The 18,724-nt window shown below is 63.1% G+C and carries 16 protein-coding genes; 7 read left to right on the forward strand and 9 right to left on the reverse strand.

Translation table 11 applies throughout. The features are described 5' to 3' along the window. Positions 1-56: 56 nt before the first annotated feature. Positions 57-1,361, forward strand: a complete 1,305-nt coding sequence (locus tag AV059_RS07620) for a tyrosine-type recombinase/integrase (RefSeq protein ID WP_058993592.1) — start codon at positions 57-59, stop codon at positions 1,359-1,361. A 111-nt stretch (positions 1,362-1,472) separates the two neighbouring features. On the opposite strand, the gene AV059_RS07625 is transcribed toward AV059_RS07620, so the two are convergent. The 5 genes from AV059_RS07625 to AV059_RS07645 form a co-directional block, all read right to left on the reverse strand. Further along, the gene (locus AV059_RS07625; protein ID WP_058993594.1) at positions 1,473-4,310 is read right to left on the reverse strand and encodes a hypothetical protein; all 2,838 of its coding nucleotides are present in this window, start codon (positions 4,308-4,310) and stop codon (positions 1,473-1,475) included. A gap of 59 nt (positions 4,311-4,369) precedes the next feature. Continuing rightward, entirely contained in the window at positions 4,370-4,732 is a 363-nt protein-coding gene (locus AV059_RS07630) for a hypothetical protein (protein ID WP_058993597.1), read from the reverse strand. A gap of 100 nt (positions 4,733-4,832) precedes the next feature. Beyond that, positions 4,833-5,795: a hypothetical protein gene (locus tag AV059_RS07635; RefSeq protein WP_058993599.1), complete on the reverse strand. Its 963-nt coding sequence runs from the start codon at positions 5,793-5,795 to the stop codon at positions 4,833-4,835. Beyond that, complete coding sequence (locus tag AV059_RS07640) at positions 5,788-6,441, reverse strand: hypothetical protein (protein WP_058993601.1); 654 nt, start codon at positions 6,439-6,441, stop codon at positions 5,788-5,790. The genes AV059_RS07635 and AV059_RS07640 overlap by 8 nt, the downstream gene beginning before the upstream one ends. Beyond that, entirely contained in the window at positions 6,438-6,869 is a 432-nt protein-coding gene (locus tag AV059_RS07645; protein WP_058993603.1) for a hypothetical protein, read from the reverse strand. Before AV059_RS07645 ends, AV059_RS07640 begins: the two co-directional genes overlap by 4 nt. Before the next feature lie 301 nt (positions 6,870-7,170). On the opposite strand from AV059_RS07645, the gene AV059_RS22030 reads away from it, so the two are divergent. From AV059_RS22030 to AV059_RS07670, 6 genes are all read left to right on the forward strand, one after another. Beyond that, a complete protein-coding gene (locus tag AV059_RS22030; RefSeq protein ID WP_154021012.1) occupies positions 7,171-7,440 on the forward strand; it encodes a hypothetical protein in 270 nt (89 codons plus the stop codon). Beyond that, positions 7,437-7,637, forward strand: a complete 201-nt coding sequence (locus AV059_RS07650; RefSeq protein ID WP_058993605.1) for a hypothetical protein — start codon at positions 7,437-7,439, stop codon at positions 7,635-7,637. Before AV059_RS22030 ends, AV059_RS07650 begins: the two co-directional genes overlap by 4 nt. A gap of 543 nt (positions 7,638-8,180) precedes the next feature. After that, entirely contained in the window at positions 8,181-9,356 is a 1,176-nt protein-coding gene (locus AV059_RS07655; RefSeq protein WP_058993607.1) for a hypothetical protein, read from the forward strand. Further along, entirely contained in the window at positions 9,353-11,218 is a 1,866-nt protein-coding gene (locus tag AV059_RS07660; RefSeq protein WP_058993609.1) for a UvrD-helicase domain-containing protein, read from the forward strand. Before AV059_RS07655 ends, AV059_RS07660 begins: the two co-directional genes overlap by 4 nt. Next, entirely contained in the window at positions 11,215-12,438 is a 1,224-nt protein-coding gene (locus AV059_RS07665) for a bifunctional DNA primase/polymerase (protein WP_058993610.1), read from the forward strand. The genes AV059_RS07660 and AV059_RS07665 overlap by 4 nt, the downstream gene beginning before the upstream one ends. Positions 12,439-12,554: 116 nt before the next feature. Further along, positions 12,555-13,160 (forward strand): site-specific integrase, encoded by a 606-nt coding sequence (locus AV059_RS07670; RefSeq protein WP_058993612.1) that lies wholly within the window; start codon positions 12,555-12,557, stop codon positions 13,158-13,160. A gap of 10 nt (positions 13,161-13,170) precedes the next feature. Here AV059_RS07670 and AV059_RS07675 read toward each other — a convergent pair whose 3' ends face one another. The 4 genes from AV059_RS07675 to AV059_RS07690 form a co-directional block, all read right to left on the reverse strand. Continuing rightward, positions 13,171-17,358 carry a DNA-directed DNA polymerase II large subunit gene (locus tag AV059_RS07675; protein WP_058993614.1) on the reverse strand — a complete coding sequence of 1,396 codons (4,188 nt, stop codon included), beginning with the start codon at positions 17,356-17,358 and terminating at the stop codon, positions 13,171-13,173. Between the two features lies 1 nt (position 17,359). Continuing rightward, entirely contained in the window at positions 17,360-17,782 is a 423-nt protein-coding gene (locus AV059_RS07680; RefSeq protein ID WP_004959905.1) for a PPC domain-containing DNA-binding protein, read from the reverse strand. Between the two features lie 187 nt (positions 17,783-17,969). After that, positions 17,970-18,479, reverse strand: a complete 510-nt coding sequence (locus AV059_RS07685) for a 2'-5' RNA ligase family protein (RefSeq protein WP_058993617.1) — start codon at positions 18,477-18,479, stop codon at positions 17,970-17,972. A 40-nt stretch (positions 18,480-18,519) separates the two neighbouring features. Further along, the gene (locus tag AV059_RS07690) at positions 18,520-18,708 is read right to left on the reverse strand and encodes a hypothetical protein (protein WP_005536815.1); all 189 of its coding nucleotides are present in this window, start codon (positions 18,706-18,708) and stop codon (positions 18,520-18,522) included. Positions 18,709-18,724 lie beyond the last annotated feature (16 nt).

Consider the following 18,724-nt stretch of genomic DNA (forward strand, 5'->3'; position numbering starts at 1 on the left):
GGATTCTCCGGCACTACTATGCGCGTTGAATATGAAAGGTGGAGTGGGTCAAGGGCATGACCACTCCAAGAGAAAAATACGAACGACGACTTGAAACGTTTAACGAATACGTCGAATCCGGCGAAATAGACCCAGAGACGGCCGATGCAGTTAGAGAATTGGTGCGCGCTTACGACGACCACAACGTGATGGTGTCGTGTCCGTCGGGAGAAAGCACCAGAACGCCCGGAACGTTGATGTCGTGGCTCTATCGCCTGGCACAGTTCGCTCGCAACCGCGACTTGACCGAAGCCACGCTAAACGACCTGAAAGGCGATATGCAGGCGATGCACGACGGCTCACACCCGTATGTCGACAAAAACGGTGGTATCACCAAAGGGACGCTTCGCTCGTATCAGGCGGCGCTACGCAAGTTCTATCGGTATCATGAGTTTGGTGTCGACCCAGACGAGATTCCGATTCATTCCAAATCCGCCTCGCCAGTCGACCCGAACGACATGCTCACGAAGGAGGAGATAAACGAGGCGCAAGAAGCTGCTTCCAACGCCCGCGACAGGGCACTGTTCGACCTGCTGCTGTATACCGGCCAGCGGCGTGAGGCGATACGCACGCTACGTCTGAAGGATGTTGATGTGCAAGAAGGCACGTACCGACTCAATCCCAATGTGGACGGTCTCAAAGGCGCACAGGACCGGAACGGAAAGCGGCCGCTACTGGGTGCGAAGGGCGCACTACAGAACTGGCTGGACTATCACCCAGATACGTCGGAGCCAGAGAACTACCTGATTACCGCTCGCCCCAGCTACGCCGCTGTTGACCCCAGCGACCCCGTATCTGGCGAGACTATCCGCAGGGTAATGTCCGAGATTAAGGAAGAGACCGACATTGAAAAGCCGATGCACCCCCACGCCTTACGGCATAATTTCGTGACAATTGCGAAGCGGGACCACAACCTACCCGATGATACGATAAAGTATCTCATCGGACATGACGACTCCAGTCAGGTGATGGAGACCACGTATTCGCACCTCTCTGGCGACGACCACATAAAACGGGCCGAAGAGGGGTGGGGAATACGCGAACCAGACGACGAATCCCCACTCTCGCCGGATGTGTGTGGTGTCTGTGGCAATCCGATCGAACCGAACGCAAAGGCTTGCTCTCGGTGTGGGACGGTCTACACGCCCGACGCACGCGGTGCGATAGACCAAATAGAGGAGACGATCAGCGACGAAAAAGAACAGGCCGAGACGCTGGAAGAGTACAAAGACGCCGACGCTATCGCGCAGGCGCTCGACGACGACCCGAAACTGGCGGCCGAGCTGATGGACAAGTTGGGCGAATTGTCTGACGACAGCTAAAACCCCCTCTTCTGGCGATTTAAGCCCGCTTGCACCCAGTCACGTCCGCGCTACCCCTGGGGTTGACGGCCGGAAAACACACCTGCAGATAGCGCAGAGAACAGACAGCGGTCAGACCGGGCCGAGATCGTCGTCGAGCAGATCGCCGCTGACCGACAGCCCCGCGTCACCGGAGAGCACGTCGTCGGGAGATGCCACGCCGTACTCGAAGCGACGCGTGGCCGTGTCGATGTCACTGCTCCCACCACCGAACAGGTCGTCGTCGTCGAGCAGGTCGTCGTCGGTGTCGGTCTCGGTGCGTGTCTCGGTCCGCAGCTCGCTCCCGAACTCGGTGCGGGTCTCGACAGCGGTCTCGGTCGCCAGTTCCTGCCGGGCTTCGGTGCGCGTTTCCTGGCGCTGCTCGCTCCGCGTCTCGGTCACGGGTTCGGTCGCCAGTTCCTGCCGGGCTTCGAGCGCGAGCGTGGGTTCGGTGACGGCGACGGTCGCCCCGAACTGCTCGGTGTCCAGGCCGACGCCGGTCTCAGTCCCCAGCCCGACCGAGGGCGTCTGGACGGCGGCCGTCCCGGTCTCGGCTTCGAGGCGCTGGGCCGCTCGAAGCCGCCCGTCCGCTCGGATGCGCGTCTCGATGTCGCTCTCCTGGGCCTGCTGTCGGCGCTGCCGGGCGCGCACGAGCGGGTCGTTCTCTACGTCGATCTCGACGACAGGTTCCTGTTCGGGGCGCTGCCGTTGGCGCTGTCGCTGCCGTGTCCGCGACCCCGGCCCGGCCGCCGCGCTCTCGTCGTCGAGGAACTCACCGACGCGCTCACGGACGCGGCCGGTCGTCGACGTACCGCCGGAGTCGCTGCGGAAGTCCGTGCTCTCGACGGCCGTGCTACTGCTGCCCGTGTCGTCGATGTCGATGTCGACGAGTGGGTCGCCGCTCCCGCCCTTGCTCTCGGGGATTATCTGCTCCTTGCGAACTCCGGGGACCTTCGACGCCACGCCGGCCGACACCGCGCCCCGCCGAGCGGCCGCGATAGCAAGCTCCTCCCCGGGTTGCACCACGGCGCTCACCGCTCGGCTGCCGGAGGACCCACCGGCCAGACGCCCCAGCCGAATGAGGCTGGAACTTGTGACCGCGCCGCCCGCGAGCTGGGAGGTGAACCGGAGCGGATTGCTTGCCGCGAACTCGGCGGCCTGCCCGGCCCGGAGCGCGCCGGCCTCCGTGGCGTCCTGGGCGAACTCGCCCCCGTCGCCTGAGGCGGTCTGCTCTCCGGCCTCGACGGTGAACGACCCGGCCTCGAACACTGCATTGGCGACGCGCGGGACGTTTGCGATTCCCAGCCCGCCGCGGGTCGTACCCTCGCCGAGCGTTTCGAGCGCGACCTGCTCGCTCTGCTGCTCGCTCTCTCCGCGGGCCAAATCCTGCACGCGCGTCTCTGTGTTGTTGAGAGCACGCGCCGACTGTTCCGGGCCGGCGGTCCCCTGTGCTATCGCCACGGGGTTGCCAGCGCCGGCGATCTGGCTGCCCGCCTGGCCGAGAGCGAACACGTCGCCGGCCAGGTCGGCTGTCGGGGAGATGAAACTCTCCTCGACGAACCCAGCCGCCGCGTCGGACCCCTCGACGAAACCGATGTCGGTGAACGGGATGTCGAGGTCGCCGCCGAAGCGGTCGCCGGGGTCGGTGGCCGCGTCTTGCCGACCGCGCCCGATCAGGCTGCCCTCCCCGGGCAGGTCGACCGACGCGTTACTGTCGAGGTCACGCGACAGAAGCAGCGCGCCGGTGTTGATAGCCGTGCCGGGCGACCGTTCGAGAGCGGCGACCGCGCCGGTGAAGATATCGCCCTCCTGCTGTTCGCGCCGCCCGCGTAGCTCCTGCGCGCCGCTCTCGGTGATGTCGACACGAACGTCGCCCTGCCCGCGCTCGGTCGGCACGCGGTTCGCGGGCGCTTCGCGGGAGGTGGTAAAGTCCTCGCCCTCGGTGATACCCAGCTCGTTCGAGAGGTTTTCGGCCACACGGTCCTGCGGGTCCGTCTGTTCGCGGTTGACCGTCGGGTCGCCGTCCTCGAAGGTGATATCGGACTCCCGAACCCCGGGGTTGTTGGCCGCAATCGTCTGTTCCGTGGCCTCGTTCTGGACGTTCTGGGACACGTCGATGTTCCCGCTGTCGTCGACGGTCACGTCCTCGTTTGTGAACGAGGTGTTTAGCTGCTCCTCGACGACACGCTCGGCGGCTTCGTCGGCCTGCCGGTCGGCGATATTGCCCACGCGCTCGCGGCCGACCGGCGAGAGTTCGGCCCGGAGCGTGTCGCCGTCACGAACGACCTGCACGTCCTCTTCCCGTAGCTCCGCGCCCGTGGTTTTCAGCCCGTCGACGGCGTCCGTAACCTTGGTTCCGGTTAGTTGCTGTTCCAGGCTCTGTGCTTGCTCACGGATACGCGGGTCGCTGGCCGTGTCCTCAAGCTCGCCGGTCTTGGTCGCCTCGATCCCCTCGGTGCTGTCGTTGGTTGGTGCGTCCAGTTCGGCGTCCGGGGTGGCCGCCTCGCTGCCGGACACACCACCGGGGCCGATTCCCTGCCCGCTCGTTGCGTTGTCCTCCGGCATGTCGCCGCTCTCGTCGGGCATCTCGTCACCGCCGCTGCTCGACCCGCCACTGTCGTCGTCGGCGAAGGGGTTGTCGTTGTCACCGAACGGGTCGTCGGGTATCGGGTCGCTCGACCCGCCGCCGCTCGACGAGCTGCCCGTCGACCCGTCCAGCAATTGGTCCTGTTCCTGCGTGGGTTCGGGCGTGGGGTCTGGCTCCGGGTCGCTTGACCCGCCGCCGCTCAGATTGTTCGGGACGCTGCTGCCCGGCCGTGTCGACCCGCTGTCGTCGTCCGACCCATCGGAGTCCGACGACCCGGCGCTGTCGTCCTGGGTGTCGGTGAACGACCCGTCGTCGTTCGGCGACCATCTGTCAAAGAATCCCATAACTGACCGCGCTCCCGCATCTGACAAAAAGGCGTCTCTCAGGCCGGTCTATTGTGTGATTAGCGCGGTGTCTGTGGATGCCCCTGTCGCTCGGCCTGCTTTCTCAGTCGCTCCTTTTGCCTTTTGGACAGTGACACGTGTGTGTTCTCGTAGTGTTGAGCGGGGCACTCTATCAGTTCCAAATCACGACCTTCGCAATTACAGAGTCTGCAGGACTCTCCTTCGCGCACGGGCGGCAGACGTGACATGCTGTGCCCATTCTCGACTGCTTTCTGTCGGCGCACGTCGCCGGCTTCGAGATCGTCGCCGCCTTGGTCAGCTCCTATCCGGACCGGGCCGTCCGGCATGTACCAGTCCGGGATGTCGTGGCGGAGTTCGTCGTTCGATTCGTCCGAGCGGTCGGGGTCGCTTCGGGAAGTCATGGTTTTGATTCTCTATGTGCGTATGTAGTGTATGCCTATGCGAGGTTACTTGTGGTGGTGACTTACCACGCTGCCGTATGGCGTTTTCAGCATTTCTCTATCAAGCCGTTTTGTCCACTGTTGGGTCCGGAACAATGTCTCGGTAGTCCCCATTCTTCCATTCTCGAACGCGGTTTCCGACCCAGGTGTCGCTGTAGCCGACCGCATCACCTACACGTTCTTGACTGGCCTCGGGTTCGTCCGCCCATGGTTGGTAGAGGCGGATAGCCGTAGCCACTGCCTGCCGGCGTTCCGCCTGTTCCGGTGTCATGTCGTCGCCGTTGTCGTCGCTGCTGGTTAGATCGTCGGCGTCCCACGTGTCCGAATGAATCAGATCGTCTTTCTTTTTCGACAGGTGGCGGTAGTACGGGCAATTATTGGCGTCCATATTGGGAAAGTGGATTCGAGTCGTCCCTTCGCCGTATCCCAGTCCCTTCGTTCGGACGTTTCCGCCGCCCCCAGCGTTGAACGGGACGGTAATCTTGTACGACTGGAATGACCCGATAGGTTCCTCCCGTAGCCATATCCGGTAGTCAGCGAGCTTCTTTAGCCGCTTGTCCGCTTCGTTCCAATCCGGGAGTGTTGCGAACGTTACCACGCGCTTCGTCCGCAGCAGTTGCCACGCGCTCCCGAAGTCGACGTTCTGCTGGGCCATGCTCCGCCGCTTGTCTCCGCTGCCAGCGCCCACGAACTCGTCGAGGACCAACACGCTCGGCTGTTCGTGGCCTGGGTGTTCCTGATAGCGTTTCAGATACTCCCCACCGGACAGCGTGAAGTCCTCTTTCTTGAGATCGTAGCCGAACGCCTTGGCGAACAGGCGAGCGAGTGCGACCGCGCCCGATGTCTTTGCTACGCCTTTGCGGGCGTTCTCGGCATCCATGAAGATGATAGCGCCGCCCTGCCGCGGTCCGAACACGTCGTGACACACCGTATTCCAGAAATCGGTTTCGCCGATGTGTCGCTCCGGTTCCTGGCGGTCGGCGGCGGTGTCGGTCGGCGTAATCGGGTTCGTGTCGCTACTCATCACGCTCACCACCGTCAGCGGCCAGTTCTGGGTTTGCGGCGTTGTTAAGCAGCTCGCCGTAATCGTACCCGGCGTCTCCCTCGGTCTCACTGAAGGACAGGTCCAGCCCTCGCTCTTCGTCGAGGAACTGCTTGAGCAGCAGATACGCCTCCATCGTGATATCAACGGGGACCGTCTTGGTGATGCTCTGCTCTTCCATCGTTGCCGGCATGTTCCGGCGCTGTACCTCCTCTTCCCAGGTCTCCGAGTACATCCGGTTCGCCGTCACGAAATCACGAAGTCCGTAGAAGTGCACGTCCGCGCGGTGCTCAAACTCAATCACACCCAGCGGTTCGTCGGTCACCCAGTAGCCATCCGGCTTGACCGGCTCGTCCTGTTCTTGGACGCTCTCGTGGTGGTTTCGGAGAGAATTGTACGCCTCCCTGATGAACTGTTTCACAGCGCGGAACAGCAGCACCTCACGGGCCTCCATTTTGATGCCGCCGAGCGCGTACTCGCTCATGCTCTCGTTGTCCCACTCCTCCACCCTGTCGTGGGCGTCCAAGAGCCGCTCCAAGCGCCGTTTGTTTTTGTACTCTTCACTGTCCATCAGCGCCAGGTCGGACTGGCGGCCGGTGTCACGTTCGGGTATTTGGTCGTCTGTCATAGAGGTTCCAGGTCGTTCATGTCGCCAAGATCGTCGGTCAGTTCGTCCAGCGAGAGGTCCGTGCTCGCCGCGTCGTCGATGCCGGTGGTCAGGTCGCCCATCTCCGGCAGCCCTGCGTCCAGAAAGTCCCGACTCGTCGGGCCGAGAGAGACGCCGACGTTCGGCGTGTCGCGCTGCAGGTCGACCGGCCTCCCGTACCCGTCACAGCTCGGTTCGGCCTTGTCAGCGGCCGTGTGTCGCCGGTCACTGCACCATTTGCGCTCGTCGTCTGCCGCGAGTTCGACACGCTCGCCGACGAGTTCCAGTTCGGTCTCCGGCCCCAGCGTCTGCCGTGGGTGCGTGGGGTCGTCGAGTTCACGCAGTTCGCGCTCGGCGGCCGCCGACAGACGACCACTGCCTTTGTCAGCCCTCAATTCGTCCCGTTGCATGTTTCTCTATCATTCCGGAAAGGTGGTAAAAAGGGGCGGCCAGGCGGGATATTGAATGGTTCTTGCGTTTCTAAACGCACAATAGAGGCGCTAAGAATACTGTTTAGGATTGATGCGACCCAGGGTTTTATCACAGATGCGGGATCGGGCTTCGGTATAGCAGGAGAACAGACGCACCGCTTGTCGGTGTGAAGGCTGGCCGGGTGGGAACCGGCCGCAGAACGCTATTGGCAATTCGAGCTACGTTCTGCGGCATCTTAGTACCCGAGGGCCAGGCAAGTCTGTCCCTGCGCCCGAAAAAATGAGCACGAATCACGCTTCGCAGGACTTGACGGCGAACCCTACCAAAGACGCACCGTCAAGCCCTGAGCGGGATGGTCGTGAGACCACCCAGAGCGACGATAGCAGAGATAGTGACAATAACCCACCGAATCACGGAGTGCCGACCCACGGAACGGGGCGGTTTCTGTGGGAATGTGACCCGCGAACGCCCGTCGACGAACTCGGCGAGCTGTATGACCGCTGGAAAGACGACAGTGAGCAGGCCGACCTTGGAGAGTGGTCCGAATGAGCGGTCCGAACGTCGATTGCCCGCAGTGTGGCGGCCAGCTGCAGGCGACGAACGACCCCGAGAGTTTCCGCTGCCGCAGTTGTGACCGGGAACTCCGCCAGGTGGTGCTCGAAAATCTGGATTCGTTCCGGCGTGTCGCTGAATCCGACGGACCGGCGGCTGAGATCGCGGCCGCGGCGCTGGAGGGGACGCAATGAGCGGTGCGCGGAGCCCGCAGTCTGGACAGAAACGCGACTGGCCGCACCTGCAGAGGGAGCACTTGGAGGCGCACAAGAAGGGCGCTGCCGGAAAACTGCAGCCCACGTTGGAACGGAGAGAGGCCTGGTGCAAGGAGTGCGCGAACCGCGTGACCTGCGGCAGCAAGGAATGGGGGCACGACCCGGACTGTTCGCACCGTTTCGCGGGAGGGGTCCGATGAACGGACCGAACACGGTGGATACCAGCGAGGACTGCCCCACCTGCGGCCGCTCCATCTCCACCCAGTCCCAGGCCCTGCTCGACGACGACGGATGCCCGTTCTGCCGGGGTGGTAAGGATGACTGAGACGGCTACCTTACTAGACCCTTTCGCGGGGGATGAGCGAAGCGAGAGCCTGTTTTATATACCCCCAGCGAACAAGGGTGATGTTGGCGAAGGGATCGCGGGGGCAGGAAGTGTCAGGCCGACTATCTCTATCGGCTCACCCCACGAGGAAGGGTCTATAGAATGGGCCAGCCTGTCCGTTCGTGAGGGTCCTGCTCATGACTGACGACGAACAGGACCAAAGTAACGCGGACGCTACCCCAGCGGAACGGGCCCGGGATGCGATGAAAACCGCTGTCGGTGAGCTGGAGGAAGCTCACGCGGACGCTGATAACGCGGCAGCGGCGGGGATAGCCGAACAGGAGCAGGTGAGCGCGTTCGTTGACGAGATAGCGCGGGCGCTGGCCGATGGGATGAATCAGCCGGTGGGCGCGTTCGCCGGCCCCGTCGCTCAACAGACTGAGTTCTTCACGAAAACTGATTTGAAACAGCAAATCAAGGACGCGGTTGAGGAGCACCGCGGTGCGGACAAGCAGCCCCTCGACGAATTTGTTGAAGAACGGTTAGAGTCGGTGACAGTCGTCAAAACGACGGACCACCGCCAGGGCGCTGAATACATTTGGGACTTCGGCACGTTCAAAGTCGAAACCCGCAGCGGGAAGGACGGACGCGGCCATTTCGCTTTCCCGCAATTCCGCGACCTGATTCATGAGTCGGGCGGTGTGAACACCGCAAAACCGGTTCAGGACCGGCGAGGCGGTGAGGAATGGCGGGACTTCGTGGTTGACATGATAGACGCCCGCGGGGACACTCAATACACGCGAGGCGCGCGCACAAAGGCCGTCGAGGCGCTGCAAAACAAGGTGAAACGGCTGACCGGCTACGGAACGCCGGAAAGTGCTCTTGACCACACCGGAATCTGGATCGTCCGTGTCAGCCACAACCTGCCCGATTGGTGGGCGGACCTGCCGGCTGATTTCAGCGACCCCACGGACGGGCGGGACCTGCCGGACGCCCTCGTAAATGAGGTTCGCGTCCATGAATCGGTGATTGAGCCCATCCTAGACGACGCTGAGATTACGCGGGCAGCGTTCTACCACGAGCTGAACGCTCGGAACCTCACAGTCCCCGGAACGTCCGGCGCGTCTATGAGCAAGTGGGTGAACGGCAGCGATGAACGGTTTTGGACGCTGTTGCCAGACCTGGGGACGCCACGGACCTACGTACCCGACCCGAACGCGGGCGTTACGGTCCGTCAAGGCTCGGCGCTCCTTGACGATGGACAGGACGAGCAGGGCGATGAAACACAGGAAGCTACGGAACCCGTCGAATCGGGCGCTGATGACGCCCAGGACGGCGGTGACGGGTTCAATAGCGTTGGTGATACTGCATGAGTAACCTGAGCTTAGGCGATATTGAGATTACCGGAATCGACGAACGTGCAGCAGACGAGAGCGTGAAACTGAACGGGCCGCCCGGGACCGGGAAAACCACCGAAAGCGCGGCCAGAGTGGCGCGGCTACTTGATGATCATGATTACCAGCTCGGAGATGTGCTTTGGGCGACTTACCGCCACTCGCTCGCTATGGAGACCCTCGAACGTCTCGCCGACTGGGGGATAATCCCTGAGGGCGAGCTTTCGGACCCGGCAGACGGACCCACGCGCTACATAGCGACCACCCACGCTTGCGCGAACCGTATGGTGGGCGGTGTCGGGGACATGGCGACGTGGTACGACCGAAAACAGTTTGCTGAGGGGCGTAGCCTGAGGTTCGACAAGCGTAATCCGTGGGACGATCCGCCGGGACAGCTACTCTTTCAGGTTTTCGACTACGCCGCGAACAACCTGTTAAACCTGCAGGAACAGACGGACCGCGAGCAAATCCCCATGATGGATGACCTACGGGACAAATACCCCGGTGACGTGGCGCGGGCGTTCGACGATTGGCAGGACTACAAGGCTCAAAACGACAAATTCGACTTTTGGGAGCAGTTGCGCGCCCCGATAGACCAGGGTGTCCAGGCGAACAAGGACGTGGTTGTTATCGACGAATACCACGACGCTACGCCCCTCATGGCGAAGCTTAGCGAACGGTGGATAAAACAGGCTGAGGTGGCAATAGTCGCGGGGGACCCGCTACAGGTGGTTAACACCTACGCGGGCGCGGACCCCGAGTTTTTCGAGCGGTTGGACGTGCCTGAGGTTCTCCTACCGAAAGCTCACCAGCGCCCGCCCCGGCAGCATTGGGCGGCAGCGGCGGCGGTGTTAGAGAACGCCCACCAGCGCCCACCTGTCGAGATCGACAATTCTGGTTCGTTCCACGCTGGCAGCTCGCCCCGGATCAGTCACTCCGGCGAAAACGGTTGGAACGTCCCAAGCCCCGATACGCCCCGTTCGCCCGCGCACATGGTGGAAAACTACGGAACGGACATGATGTTTCTAACCCGGACCCAGCGACAGGCGGCAGGCGTGGCGAGGGCGCTGGAAAAGGCGGGGATATTGTTTGAGGTTCAAAACAGTATGGACGTGGACGGATGGGGAGCGAAAGAGGATATGGCGGAACGGACGGCCCTGTATAACGCGCTACAGCGCCTTGACGGAGTAACGCCCGAAAGCGGCGGTGGGTCCGGCCTGTTGGCCTACAGCGCCGACGACAGCGAGGGAACGCGCCCGGCGGACCTGAGGCTACGGGCGCGAGAGGCGGCGGCTATCCTTGACCATACGAACCACCAATACCTGAGCGAGTCCCGTTCGGACGTGACGCAGGCGGCGAACGAGATCGTGAACGCTGAGGTGGTGGTTCACGGCGACGAGCTGAACGAATACGTCGAGGCGGAGTTTTGGGACGTTTACACGCGGGGCAGCGGGTCGGTCCGTCACCTAAACAACTCAGGGGCGTCCGATCTCGGCAGCGCGATAGACGACCGGGACCGCGAGGCGCTGAAAGCCGCGCTGAGCCGGAACGACGACCCCGTTAGAGGCGTCGAGACTAAGGTTTACACTATCCACGCCTCGAAGGGTAGCGAGGCGAAGAACGTGGTTGTGTACGACGGGATAACCCGGACCATAGAGGACGGGATGTTAGAGAGTGAGAAAGCTCGAAAGAACGAATACCGGACGTGGTACGTCGCCCTCACGCGGTCGAGGGCAAACCTGTTCGTACTGCGGGATGCGTTCGAGTGGACTAGCCCATTCCTGCCCGAGACGTTGTTAGATGCTGCTAAAGAGGCGCACGAACGGGGGGCGAGCGCATGAAATTCCCGTTCGAGGAGTTGTATTATCTGAAGGCCCGGGGGCCGGACGATAAACGGCCCGCTGAGGCGTGGGGCGGGTATGACGAGCCGCTGAGTGAGAACAGCGACGTTTACAACCACGACGATCTGACGAAACTGCCGGGCGAAACGTGGCTACTCAATGGTATCCGCGATAAGGAACACATGAGCCACAAGCTGCTGATATTCGACCTGGATATTCACAAAGCGCCGGATAGTTTCGACCCGGACAGGGTGACAATCCCCGACGACACGCCGATAGTTAGGAGTCAAAACGGCGGTTTCCACGTCTATTTTGTCGTGAACACGCCCACGACCGGCAAGGAGTCGGACTTTCAGGCGGTCGACGAGCTGCCGTTTGGGATAGACGTTCGGGGCGAATATGTGAAACATCACGTCGTAGCCCCGAACGACGTTCCGGGCGTTTCGAGCGGGTACGACGTGGTGAACGACGAGACGATTAACCACGTATTCGACCCCGCTGAGGCGGCAGAGAGTATCAAACTCGACGGGGAACCGGCGTTAGTCCACAACCCCGGTTGTTCGGGAGCTGGGGGCTACGAACGCGACGAGATAGACCCGCCGGACGACCTGCCGAAGTGCTACGCCGCCGGGCTGTCGCTGCGGAAAGAAGCCCCTGACGACGAGAACCTTAACACGCATAAAGTGAACGTGCTAACGGGCATGCTGGGGCTTGCGGCCGGGTATAGCGTCGACGATGTGGTTACGCACTTCGTCGAGGATTATTATCCTGGCGACCCCGACGACGCCGACCGAGAGCGGACGACGTACCACGTCGAAGATATCGCCGAACGGCTTGATAACAGGTACTCGCCGCCGGCCGTCTCGACCCTCAAAGAGTACGGCATACTCCCGAAAGACGAGTCGTGCACCTGCGGCCTCCCAGGCCATACGCAGGAGAATATGGCCAAATCCGACTATTACAACGCCGGCCTCGAAGGCGTGGCACGGGCGGAGGGTTACGGTGATCCGTTCGAGGACAACTTGGCGATGTTGAAAACCTGCCTCAAAGTCCGGGAAGAGACTGGATTAGCAGACGCTAAGCCGCCTTACTCAGCGCTGCAGGCTGTCGCAGACCATTGCGGGCTGAACATGGAGGACCGCGAAGAGGGCATCTTAGGAAAGTCGAGTTACAAAGTGGCGCGAAGAATATTCGACGACCTGGCTCCCGGCGACCTGTGATACCAGATTGCGCGTTTGGATAGAAACGCGCAAGATTCCCGTAGTGACGGCGGAATACCGTCCCAAAACCCGGCCCGGCCGTCTCACTTCTTGCACGTCCCCTATGAAAAGCGTGTATGCGCACCGAACGAAACAAAGACGGCACGTTCAATGTGTGGCTCAGTCGCGACGAGTACCGCGAGCTGCCGCGGGCGACTGATACATTTCAACAGGAGATCGCCCTACGGTTGATGGGCGACTGTGGCCTGCGGGTCGCGGAGGTGCTCGACGTGACACCCGCCCATATCTCGCGGCGGTCGGATGGGACGCATTTTGAACTTGAGGTAGTGGCTGGAAAGGATACCACGGGCTCTTACTCTGGGGGTAAGCACCGAGAGACATGGCTCCCCCGCGAGTTCGAGGCCCAAATCAACCGCTATCGCCAGGAAAAGGGAATAGCCGACGGTGAGCCGCTCGTCGACAGAGCGAAGCGGACCGTACAGGATTGGGTCGACCGCGCGGCCGACCAGGCGGCCGAGAGCACAGGCGACGGTGATTACCGGCGGGTGTCGAGCCACGATCTCCGGCGATGTTGGGCGAATCACCTGCTGGTAGAAGAGAACGTTTCGCCCCGCATCGTTATGGCTCTCGGCGGCTGGTCGAGTTACGACGCCATAGAGCCGTATCTCGCCGCTCCTACCGAGGGGAATATCAATCAGTCAATGTCTGAGGTTAACCTGTAACTATTGCCGGTTACATGAAATCCCCAAGGCTCGTGGGTTTATTGTGGTCGTTCTCGAATACCGACTCAATCTTCCGTTCCAGTATCTTGAGCCGCTGTTTCGTGTAGTCCCGTGCGCCGAACTCGTCGGCGACGCGGATGGCTGTGTCGATGTACTTGTTGACCGACCCCTCGTGGACGGTGAGGTTGACGCGGCCGCCACACTCCCGGCAGTCGCCGGTCAGTGGCGCGCGGCGGAACGACTCCCCGCAGTCGAGACACCGGACCTCCTGTCTGGAGAAGGCCCGGAGGTTGCCGATGAGGTCCGGCAGGAAGTGGTACTCGATGATGCGTTCGGCCACGTCGCTCTCGACGACGGCCCGCAGTTTTCGGGAAATCTCCAGCTGGGCGTCCATCTTGTCCTCCATTGAACCGAGCGTCTTGTACGCCGAGAGGTCCGGCCCGGCGGCGATGTTCGCCGTGTCGTGGGTGTGGCGGAACTCGGTGTACTCGCGGTCGGTCCCCAGCGTCTCTTCGGCGATTTTCATCACGTCCTCGACCTCGGTCGGGTCTTTCATCTCCCGCGTGGCCTCGTAGAACTCGCGGGGATAGGCGTCCATGATGTCCATGTTGTGGGCCTCGTCGTCGATCTCGCTGGGGTCGATGCGCGAGGACATCACCAGGGGTGCATCCATCTGGCCGCCACGCTGGTTCGGGAGATACGACTTCGAGAAGTTCAGCAGGCCGTCCATCAGGAGCATCACACAGTCCTCGTCGCCGTCGCACTGGCCGACGTAGGTGCCTTCGACGGCAACCCGGTGCGTGTCGGCAACCGTGAGACAGTAGACATAGTCCACGTCGCTCTCGACGTACTCGACAGCCTCGACGGTGTCTGTCGGGGCTGCGCCGTCGGTAGCCGCCGTCGAGGCCTCGCCGCGTGCCGTCATCGTGGTCGTCTCGCCGCCGTCGTAGGCAGGGAGGTCGTCGCCGGCGGCTAAATCGCTGGCCGGGACCTCCTCGATCCCGTCGGGACCGGCCCGGAGCATCGTGTGGTCGGGCGTGACCCGGAGCGTCCGGTCGCCAACGGTTACTTCCACGAGGTGGTCCGGCGCGGGGTGTTTCGAGACGGCGTCGACGGGCTGGCGACAGGGGCCGTTTTCGCCAAGTGATGACACCGTGAGGTCGCCGTCTAACTCCTGAACGAGCGTTCCGAAGTCGTCCTCTTGGGGGTCGTGCAGCCGGTTTTCGACCAGTTCCTCGATGGTGCCGTATTCCCAGTTGCCATCCTCATCCTCGTACCACAGCCGGGTGTCCGGATGGAAGCAGTTCCGTCGCTTGGCGGCGTGGAAGTACGGATGCGCATAGCCGACGGCGGCGGAGGTGAAGCCGACCACGCGGCCGACCGTCGCCGCGCTGGTGTGGGGGGCCATTCCGAACACGAGTTCGCCGACGAGGTCCTCGCGGTCGTCGAACTCGTAGAACCGCTCCAGCCCGTAGTACTGCTCTAGAAGGTCGTCGACGAAGCGGGCAGTCTGGAGCATGTGCTCGGCCGCGCCGTTCGAGAGGACGATATCCTGTACCTTTAGCTCGACCAGTTGGTCCTCGTGGGTCAGCGGGTCGCCGTGGATGTCCTCTGTGTAGCCCAGTCCTCGTAGTCGCTCGGCAGAGACATCCAGTTCCGAGGCTCGGACCGCCGTCACCGGTAGGTCCGTCATATCGTAGCGGACCGTGCCGTCCTTGAACGCCGACACGTCGTGTTTCGCCCGGAGGATACCCTTCTCCATCGGCTCCGGGACCTTCTCCTCGGAGGTGAGCCCCTTGACCGCTTTCAGTTGCTCGAAGGCCGTCTCGCGCTCGCCGACGTTCTGCAGGGCGTCCCGATACGCTTCTTGCAGGTCGAGCACCTTGTACTGGGTCGGCGAGGCGAGCGTCTCACACCGGGAACACTCCGCGCGGCCGGACTCGTCGCGCTCGACCTCGGCTTCGCAGTCGGGACAGACGTACACCGGTTCGGTGGTCCCGCCACAGTCGGGACAGCCCGCCTGGTGGGTCTCGGTCCCGCAGTCGGGACAGCGCCGCCGGGCTACTTCGACTTCGACGCGGCCGGGCGTGTCGCTCATGTCGTCGGCGTGTTTCGTCGCCTTGGCCACGTCTCGCTGTGCCCCGCCGGCCTCGCCGATGGGGCTGAGCGTGTGGACGGCCGGCGAGAGGTCCCGACGCTCTGATTTCTCGGGACGGCCCATCCGGTTGCCGATGCGGGTTGGGGCACGCTCCCGGACCTGGAACGGCGCGATCTCGTTGACCGCTTTGATGGCGTTCTGACCGTCTTCTTGCTCGGCGTCTTCGGCAACGCCGATGGCGTCGACCGACTCGCTCTCGCCGTAGGTCTGCGCGTGCTCGGAGAGGTCCGACGGTGTCCAGTCCCGCTCTAGTGACCGGGAGAACCCCAGTGTCCGTACCAGCGGTACCCAGTCGGTGACCGTAATCGTGTCCTCGTCTTGGGTGTGCTCGATGAGTAGGTGTTCCAGCGTCTGCTGGACGGCGTCGCTCCGTGACAGGACGAGCGCGCCGTCGTCACTGTGTGCGTCGCCCGCTGTGCCGTCCATCTCTGGGTCGGCGTACGCACCGTCGGCCTGCGCGACCTGTGCGTCCTCGACGGCGGCGGCGAGCGCACACACCTGGTCGACGCTCACGTCGTGCCAGAGGTAGGTGTATTTCGGATGCAACGGGACGTCGTACTCGGTCGCCCACTCGATAGCTTCCTCGGCGCTCGGGTCGGCGAGGTCGATGTGGGGCGAGTCCTGCATCGCCTGCACGTCCGCGCCGGCGGCGTCGAGGTCCTGCTCCCACCACTCGACGGTGTAGGAGGCCGGTGCGAGCGGATGGTTGTTCTCGACGAACTCGCCGTAGTTGACCAGATACTCACCGAGGTCGAGTATCTTCTCGACGCCGTTGCGGACTGCCAGTGCCTCCTCGGCGTCGTCGATGCGCCGCACGTCGCCGTTGGCCAGGCGCACGGTCGGCCCCTCGATGGTGTCGACTGGCACGACGCCAGCAGCCTTCCCCGGCCGCTCGGTCTTGATCTGAGTTCCGGTCGCGAGGAAGTCGTCGACGAGATGCATCGTCGCCGGGTGGACGCCGGCGGTCGCGAAGCCGTGGTTACGCGACCGGCCGTAGCGAAGGCGGAACCCGCCCGCCTTCGACGGGTGGGAGAACACCGGGCGGCCGGCGATGAGGTCCCGGAGGTATTTGTCGGCGGGGTCGACCCGCGGCGGTCCAGCCTCCTCCTCAGCGTCGTCCCCGTCGTCGTTGTCCGCGCCATCACCACCGTCGTCGCTGTTCGCGTCTTCCGAGCCGTCCTCTTGGTCCGCTTCGTCCTTGCCGATGGTCCCGTCAATGAGGTCCTGGAGCCACGGCCAGTCGACCTCGTCTAGGTTCCGGGTGTAGCGCTGGATCTTCGGCGCTTTCAGCGCGATGCCCTCTGCCAGCACCAGACACATCCCGCCCCGCGGGGAGTTCGAGTCGACGCGTTCGAGGTCCCGGTAGCCCGACACCTCCTCGTCGCCGGTCGCCTCGCCGTCGAGCATGATGGGCATGTTCTCGGCGATGAACTTCGTCTCCTTCTCCTTTGGCGAGTACTGGAGGCCGGTATCCTTGTCGTAGAGGTCGATCTCCTCGGCGTAGCGACCGATCTCTTCCTCGCGGGCCTTGTACTGGTCGATGCCCAGCAGCGCACGAGCGTAGTCGGCGACCAGCACCGAGAGTGCCTGCGCTGTCCCGCCGGCAGAGCGAATCGGGCCGGCGTAGTAGACGTTGATGAACTCCGTCCCGTCGTCGTTCTCCAGCAGTTCCACGCGGTCGATGCCCTCGATAGGGGCGGCGACGACGCCTTCAGTCAGCAGCGCGACGGCAGTCCGGACCGCGCCCTCGACTTTCCCCTCGCGGCTGTCGTAGTCGCCGACAGTCCCCTCCACGAAGTCCTCGACCAGTTCCAGTGCGGCTTCTTCGCGGGACATCTGTCCTTCCAGTTCCCGCACTCGCTCAGCAACACCGTCGATGCCGAGGATGTTCTCGACTCGGTCGGCCATGTCACGGGCGGTCGGAATCTCGACTTCTGGCTTCGGGTCGCCACCGCGCTCTTTAGCCCGCTCGGCGACGTCGAAGGCGGCTTCGAGCTGGGTTTCGAGCGTTTCGAAGTACTGTTCGTCGGCCTCCCGCATCTTAGATATTCCAGAGGTCCAGGTCGGTCGGCTCGTCGTGCTCCCGCTGGAGTTCCGTATCGAACCCGCGGACGTACAGTTCACCCGCCCAGACGGTACCGGCGTTCAGGTGGCCGGCGACCGCCTCGCCGTCGGGCCGCGAGAGGACGGCGTGCGTATGGGCGAACCGCTCCCCGTCGAGATGCGAGATATTACCCATACAGGCGGCGACCTCAAGCGGTTCATCGAAGGTCAGCGAGTCGTATTCGGTCCGGTCCTGGTCGTAGAACATGAGTTCCGCGTCCTGCACTGCCCCAAGCCCGTAGAAAAAGCCGGCGTCGATGCCCTGTTCGTCCGCGAAGGCCTCGATCTGCGCGCGCCAGTCCCCACCGTGCTCCAGTCGGCAGACGAACTCGGACGTACTGTCGACTTCGCGGTAATCCATATCTGTAGTGGATGGCAGGCCGCTCCAAAAGCGTTGCTTTCGGTCCAATCGTTTATATCCAAAGCCGAAACCACGGCCGCTGTGACGTAGCTACTGTCCGGCGCGCATAGCAGTCGTGCGGCACACCGCGCCGGGACCGACGCGTGCCGCCTGTTCGCCATTGCGCCGGAACAGCCGACCGTCCGGCCTATGCCGGCAACGATACCCGGCTGACCGGCTGGTTCCGGTCGGCGTCGTAGAAGGTGAGCTCGTCGACGGTCCACCGGATAGGTTCGATGTCCCGTTCGACCAGCCGTGCAGCCGCGTCCCGGTCCCCGCCGCGGGCAACGGTTACGTGCGGGATGTACTCCCCTCCTTCCATCTCGTCGACCGGGTCGAACCGATCACAGAGTCGCTCGTGCAGGTCGACTAGTCCGGGGCTTTCGACGGCGAGATACACCACCGGCGAGGGACCAGTCACAGCCGTTTCGAACTGCTCGACGCCCGCAATCTGGGCCTCGAACGTCGGTTGGCCGCGAAGCGCCTCGCGTCCCTGCGCTTCCAGCCGCGCGTAGGCTGTGTGGTCGCCGTTGCCCAGTCGCTTGGCGACCAGCGTGTGTTCGCCCCGTCCCCGTCGCTGTGCGAGCGGCAGGTCCGTCGCGAGGTCGGCCGCTAGCGACGTGACTTCTGACGGAAGCGGGACGTTGATGCTGTACACAGTGAGCGGGTCGCCCGCTGCGGGCAAAAAGAGCGTGGTCCTACAGCCGGTCGACCAGCCACAGGACGATGAGGACGACTAGAATCACGCCGAGGAACGGCTGAAGTATGCCGAGCAGGCCAGTCAACAGTCCGAGTGCCGTATCGAGTACCTCGAGCACCAACCAGACGACAATGAGGACGAGGACAATCTTCAGCAGGGTGTCCACGTCGAGTTTCGCTCTGTCCATGCTCAACCGGACTCCC

Source organism: Haloarcula sp. CBA1127 (assembly GCF_001485575.1).
In the GTDB taxonomy this organism is placed as follows: Archaea; Halobacteriota; Halobacteria; order Halobacteriales; family Haloarculaceae; genus Haloarcula.

Excerpts from the sequence above, each read along its gene's own strand:
- AV059_RS07620 (WP_058993592.1), top strand. The coding sequence starts at position 57 with ATGACCACTCCAAGAGAAAAATACGAACGACGACTTGAAACGTTTAAC.
- AV059_RS07625 (WP_058993594.1), bottom strand. The coding sequence starts at position 4,310 with ATGGGATTCTTTGACAGATGGTCGCCGAACGACGACGGGTCGTTCACC.
- AV059_RS07630 (WP_058993597.1), bottom strand. The coding sequence starts at position 4,732 with ATGACTTCCCGAAGCGACCCCGACCGCTCGGACGAATCGAACGACGAA.
- AV059_RS07635 (WP_058993599.1), bottom strand. The coding sequence starts at position 5,795 with ATGAGTAGCGACACGAACCCGATTACGCCGACCGACACCGCCGCCGAC.
- AV059_RS07640 (WP_058993601.1), bottom strand. The coding sequence starts at position 6,441 with ATGACAGACGACCAAATACCCGAACGTGACACCGGCCGCCAGTCCGAC.
- AV059_RS07645 (WP_058993603.1), bottom strand. The coding sequence starts at position 6,869 with ATGCAACGGGACGAATTGAGGGCTGACAAAGGCAGTGGTCGTCTGTCG.
- AV059_RS22030 (WP_154021012.1), top strand. The coding sequence starts at position 7,171 with ATGAGCACGAATCACGCTTCGCAGGACTTGACGGCGAACCCTACCAAA.
- AV059_RS07650 (WP_058993605.1), top strand. The coding sequence starts at position 7,437 with ATGAGCGGTCCGAACGTCGATTGCCCGCAGTGTGGCGGCCAGCTGCAG.
- AV059_RS07655 (WP_058993607.1), top strand. The coding sequence starts at position 8,181 with ATGACTGACGACGAACAGGACCAAAGTAACGCGGACGCTACCCCAGCG.
- AV059_RS07660 (WP_058993609.1), top strand. The coding sequence starts at position 9,353 with ATGAGTAACCTGAGCTTAGGCGATATTGAGATTACCGGAATCGACGAA.
- AV059_RS07665 (WP_058993610.1), top strand. The coding sequence starts at position 11,215 with ATGAAATTCCCGTTCGAGGAGTTGTATTATCTGAAGGCCCGGGGGCCG.
- AV059_RS07670 (WP_058993612.1), top strand. The coding sequence starts at position 12,555 with ATGCGCACCGAACGAAACAAAGACGGCACGTTCAATGTGTGGCTCAGT.
- AV059_RS07675 (WP_058993614.1), bottom strand. The coding sequence starts at position 17,358 with ATGCGGGAGGCCGACGAACAGTACTTCGAAACGCTCGAAACCCAGCTC.
- AV059_RS07680 (WP_004959905.1), bottom strand. The coding sequence starts at position 17,782 with ATGGATTACCGCGAAGTCGACAGTACGTCCGAGTTCGTCTGCCGACTG.
- AV059_RS07690 (WP_005536815.1), bottom strand. The coding sequence starts at position 18,708 with ATGGACAGAGCGAAACTCGACGTGGACACCCTGCTGAAGATTGTCCTC.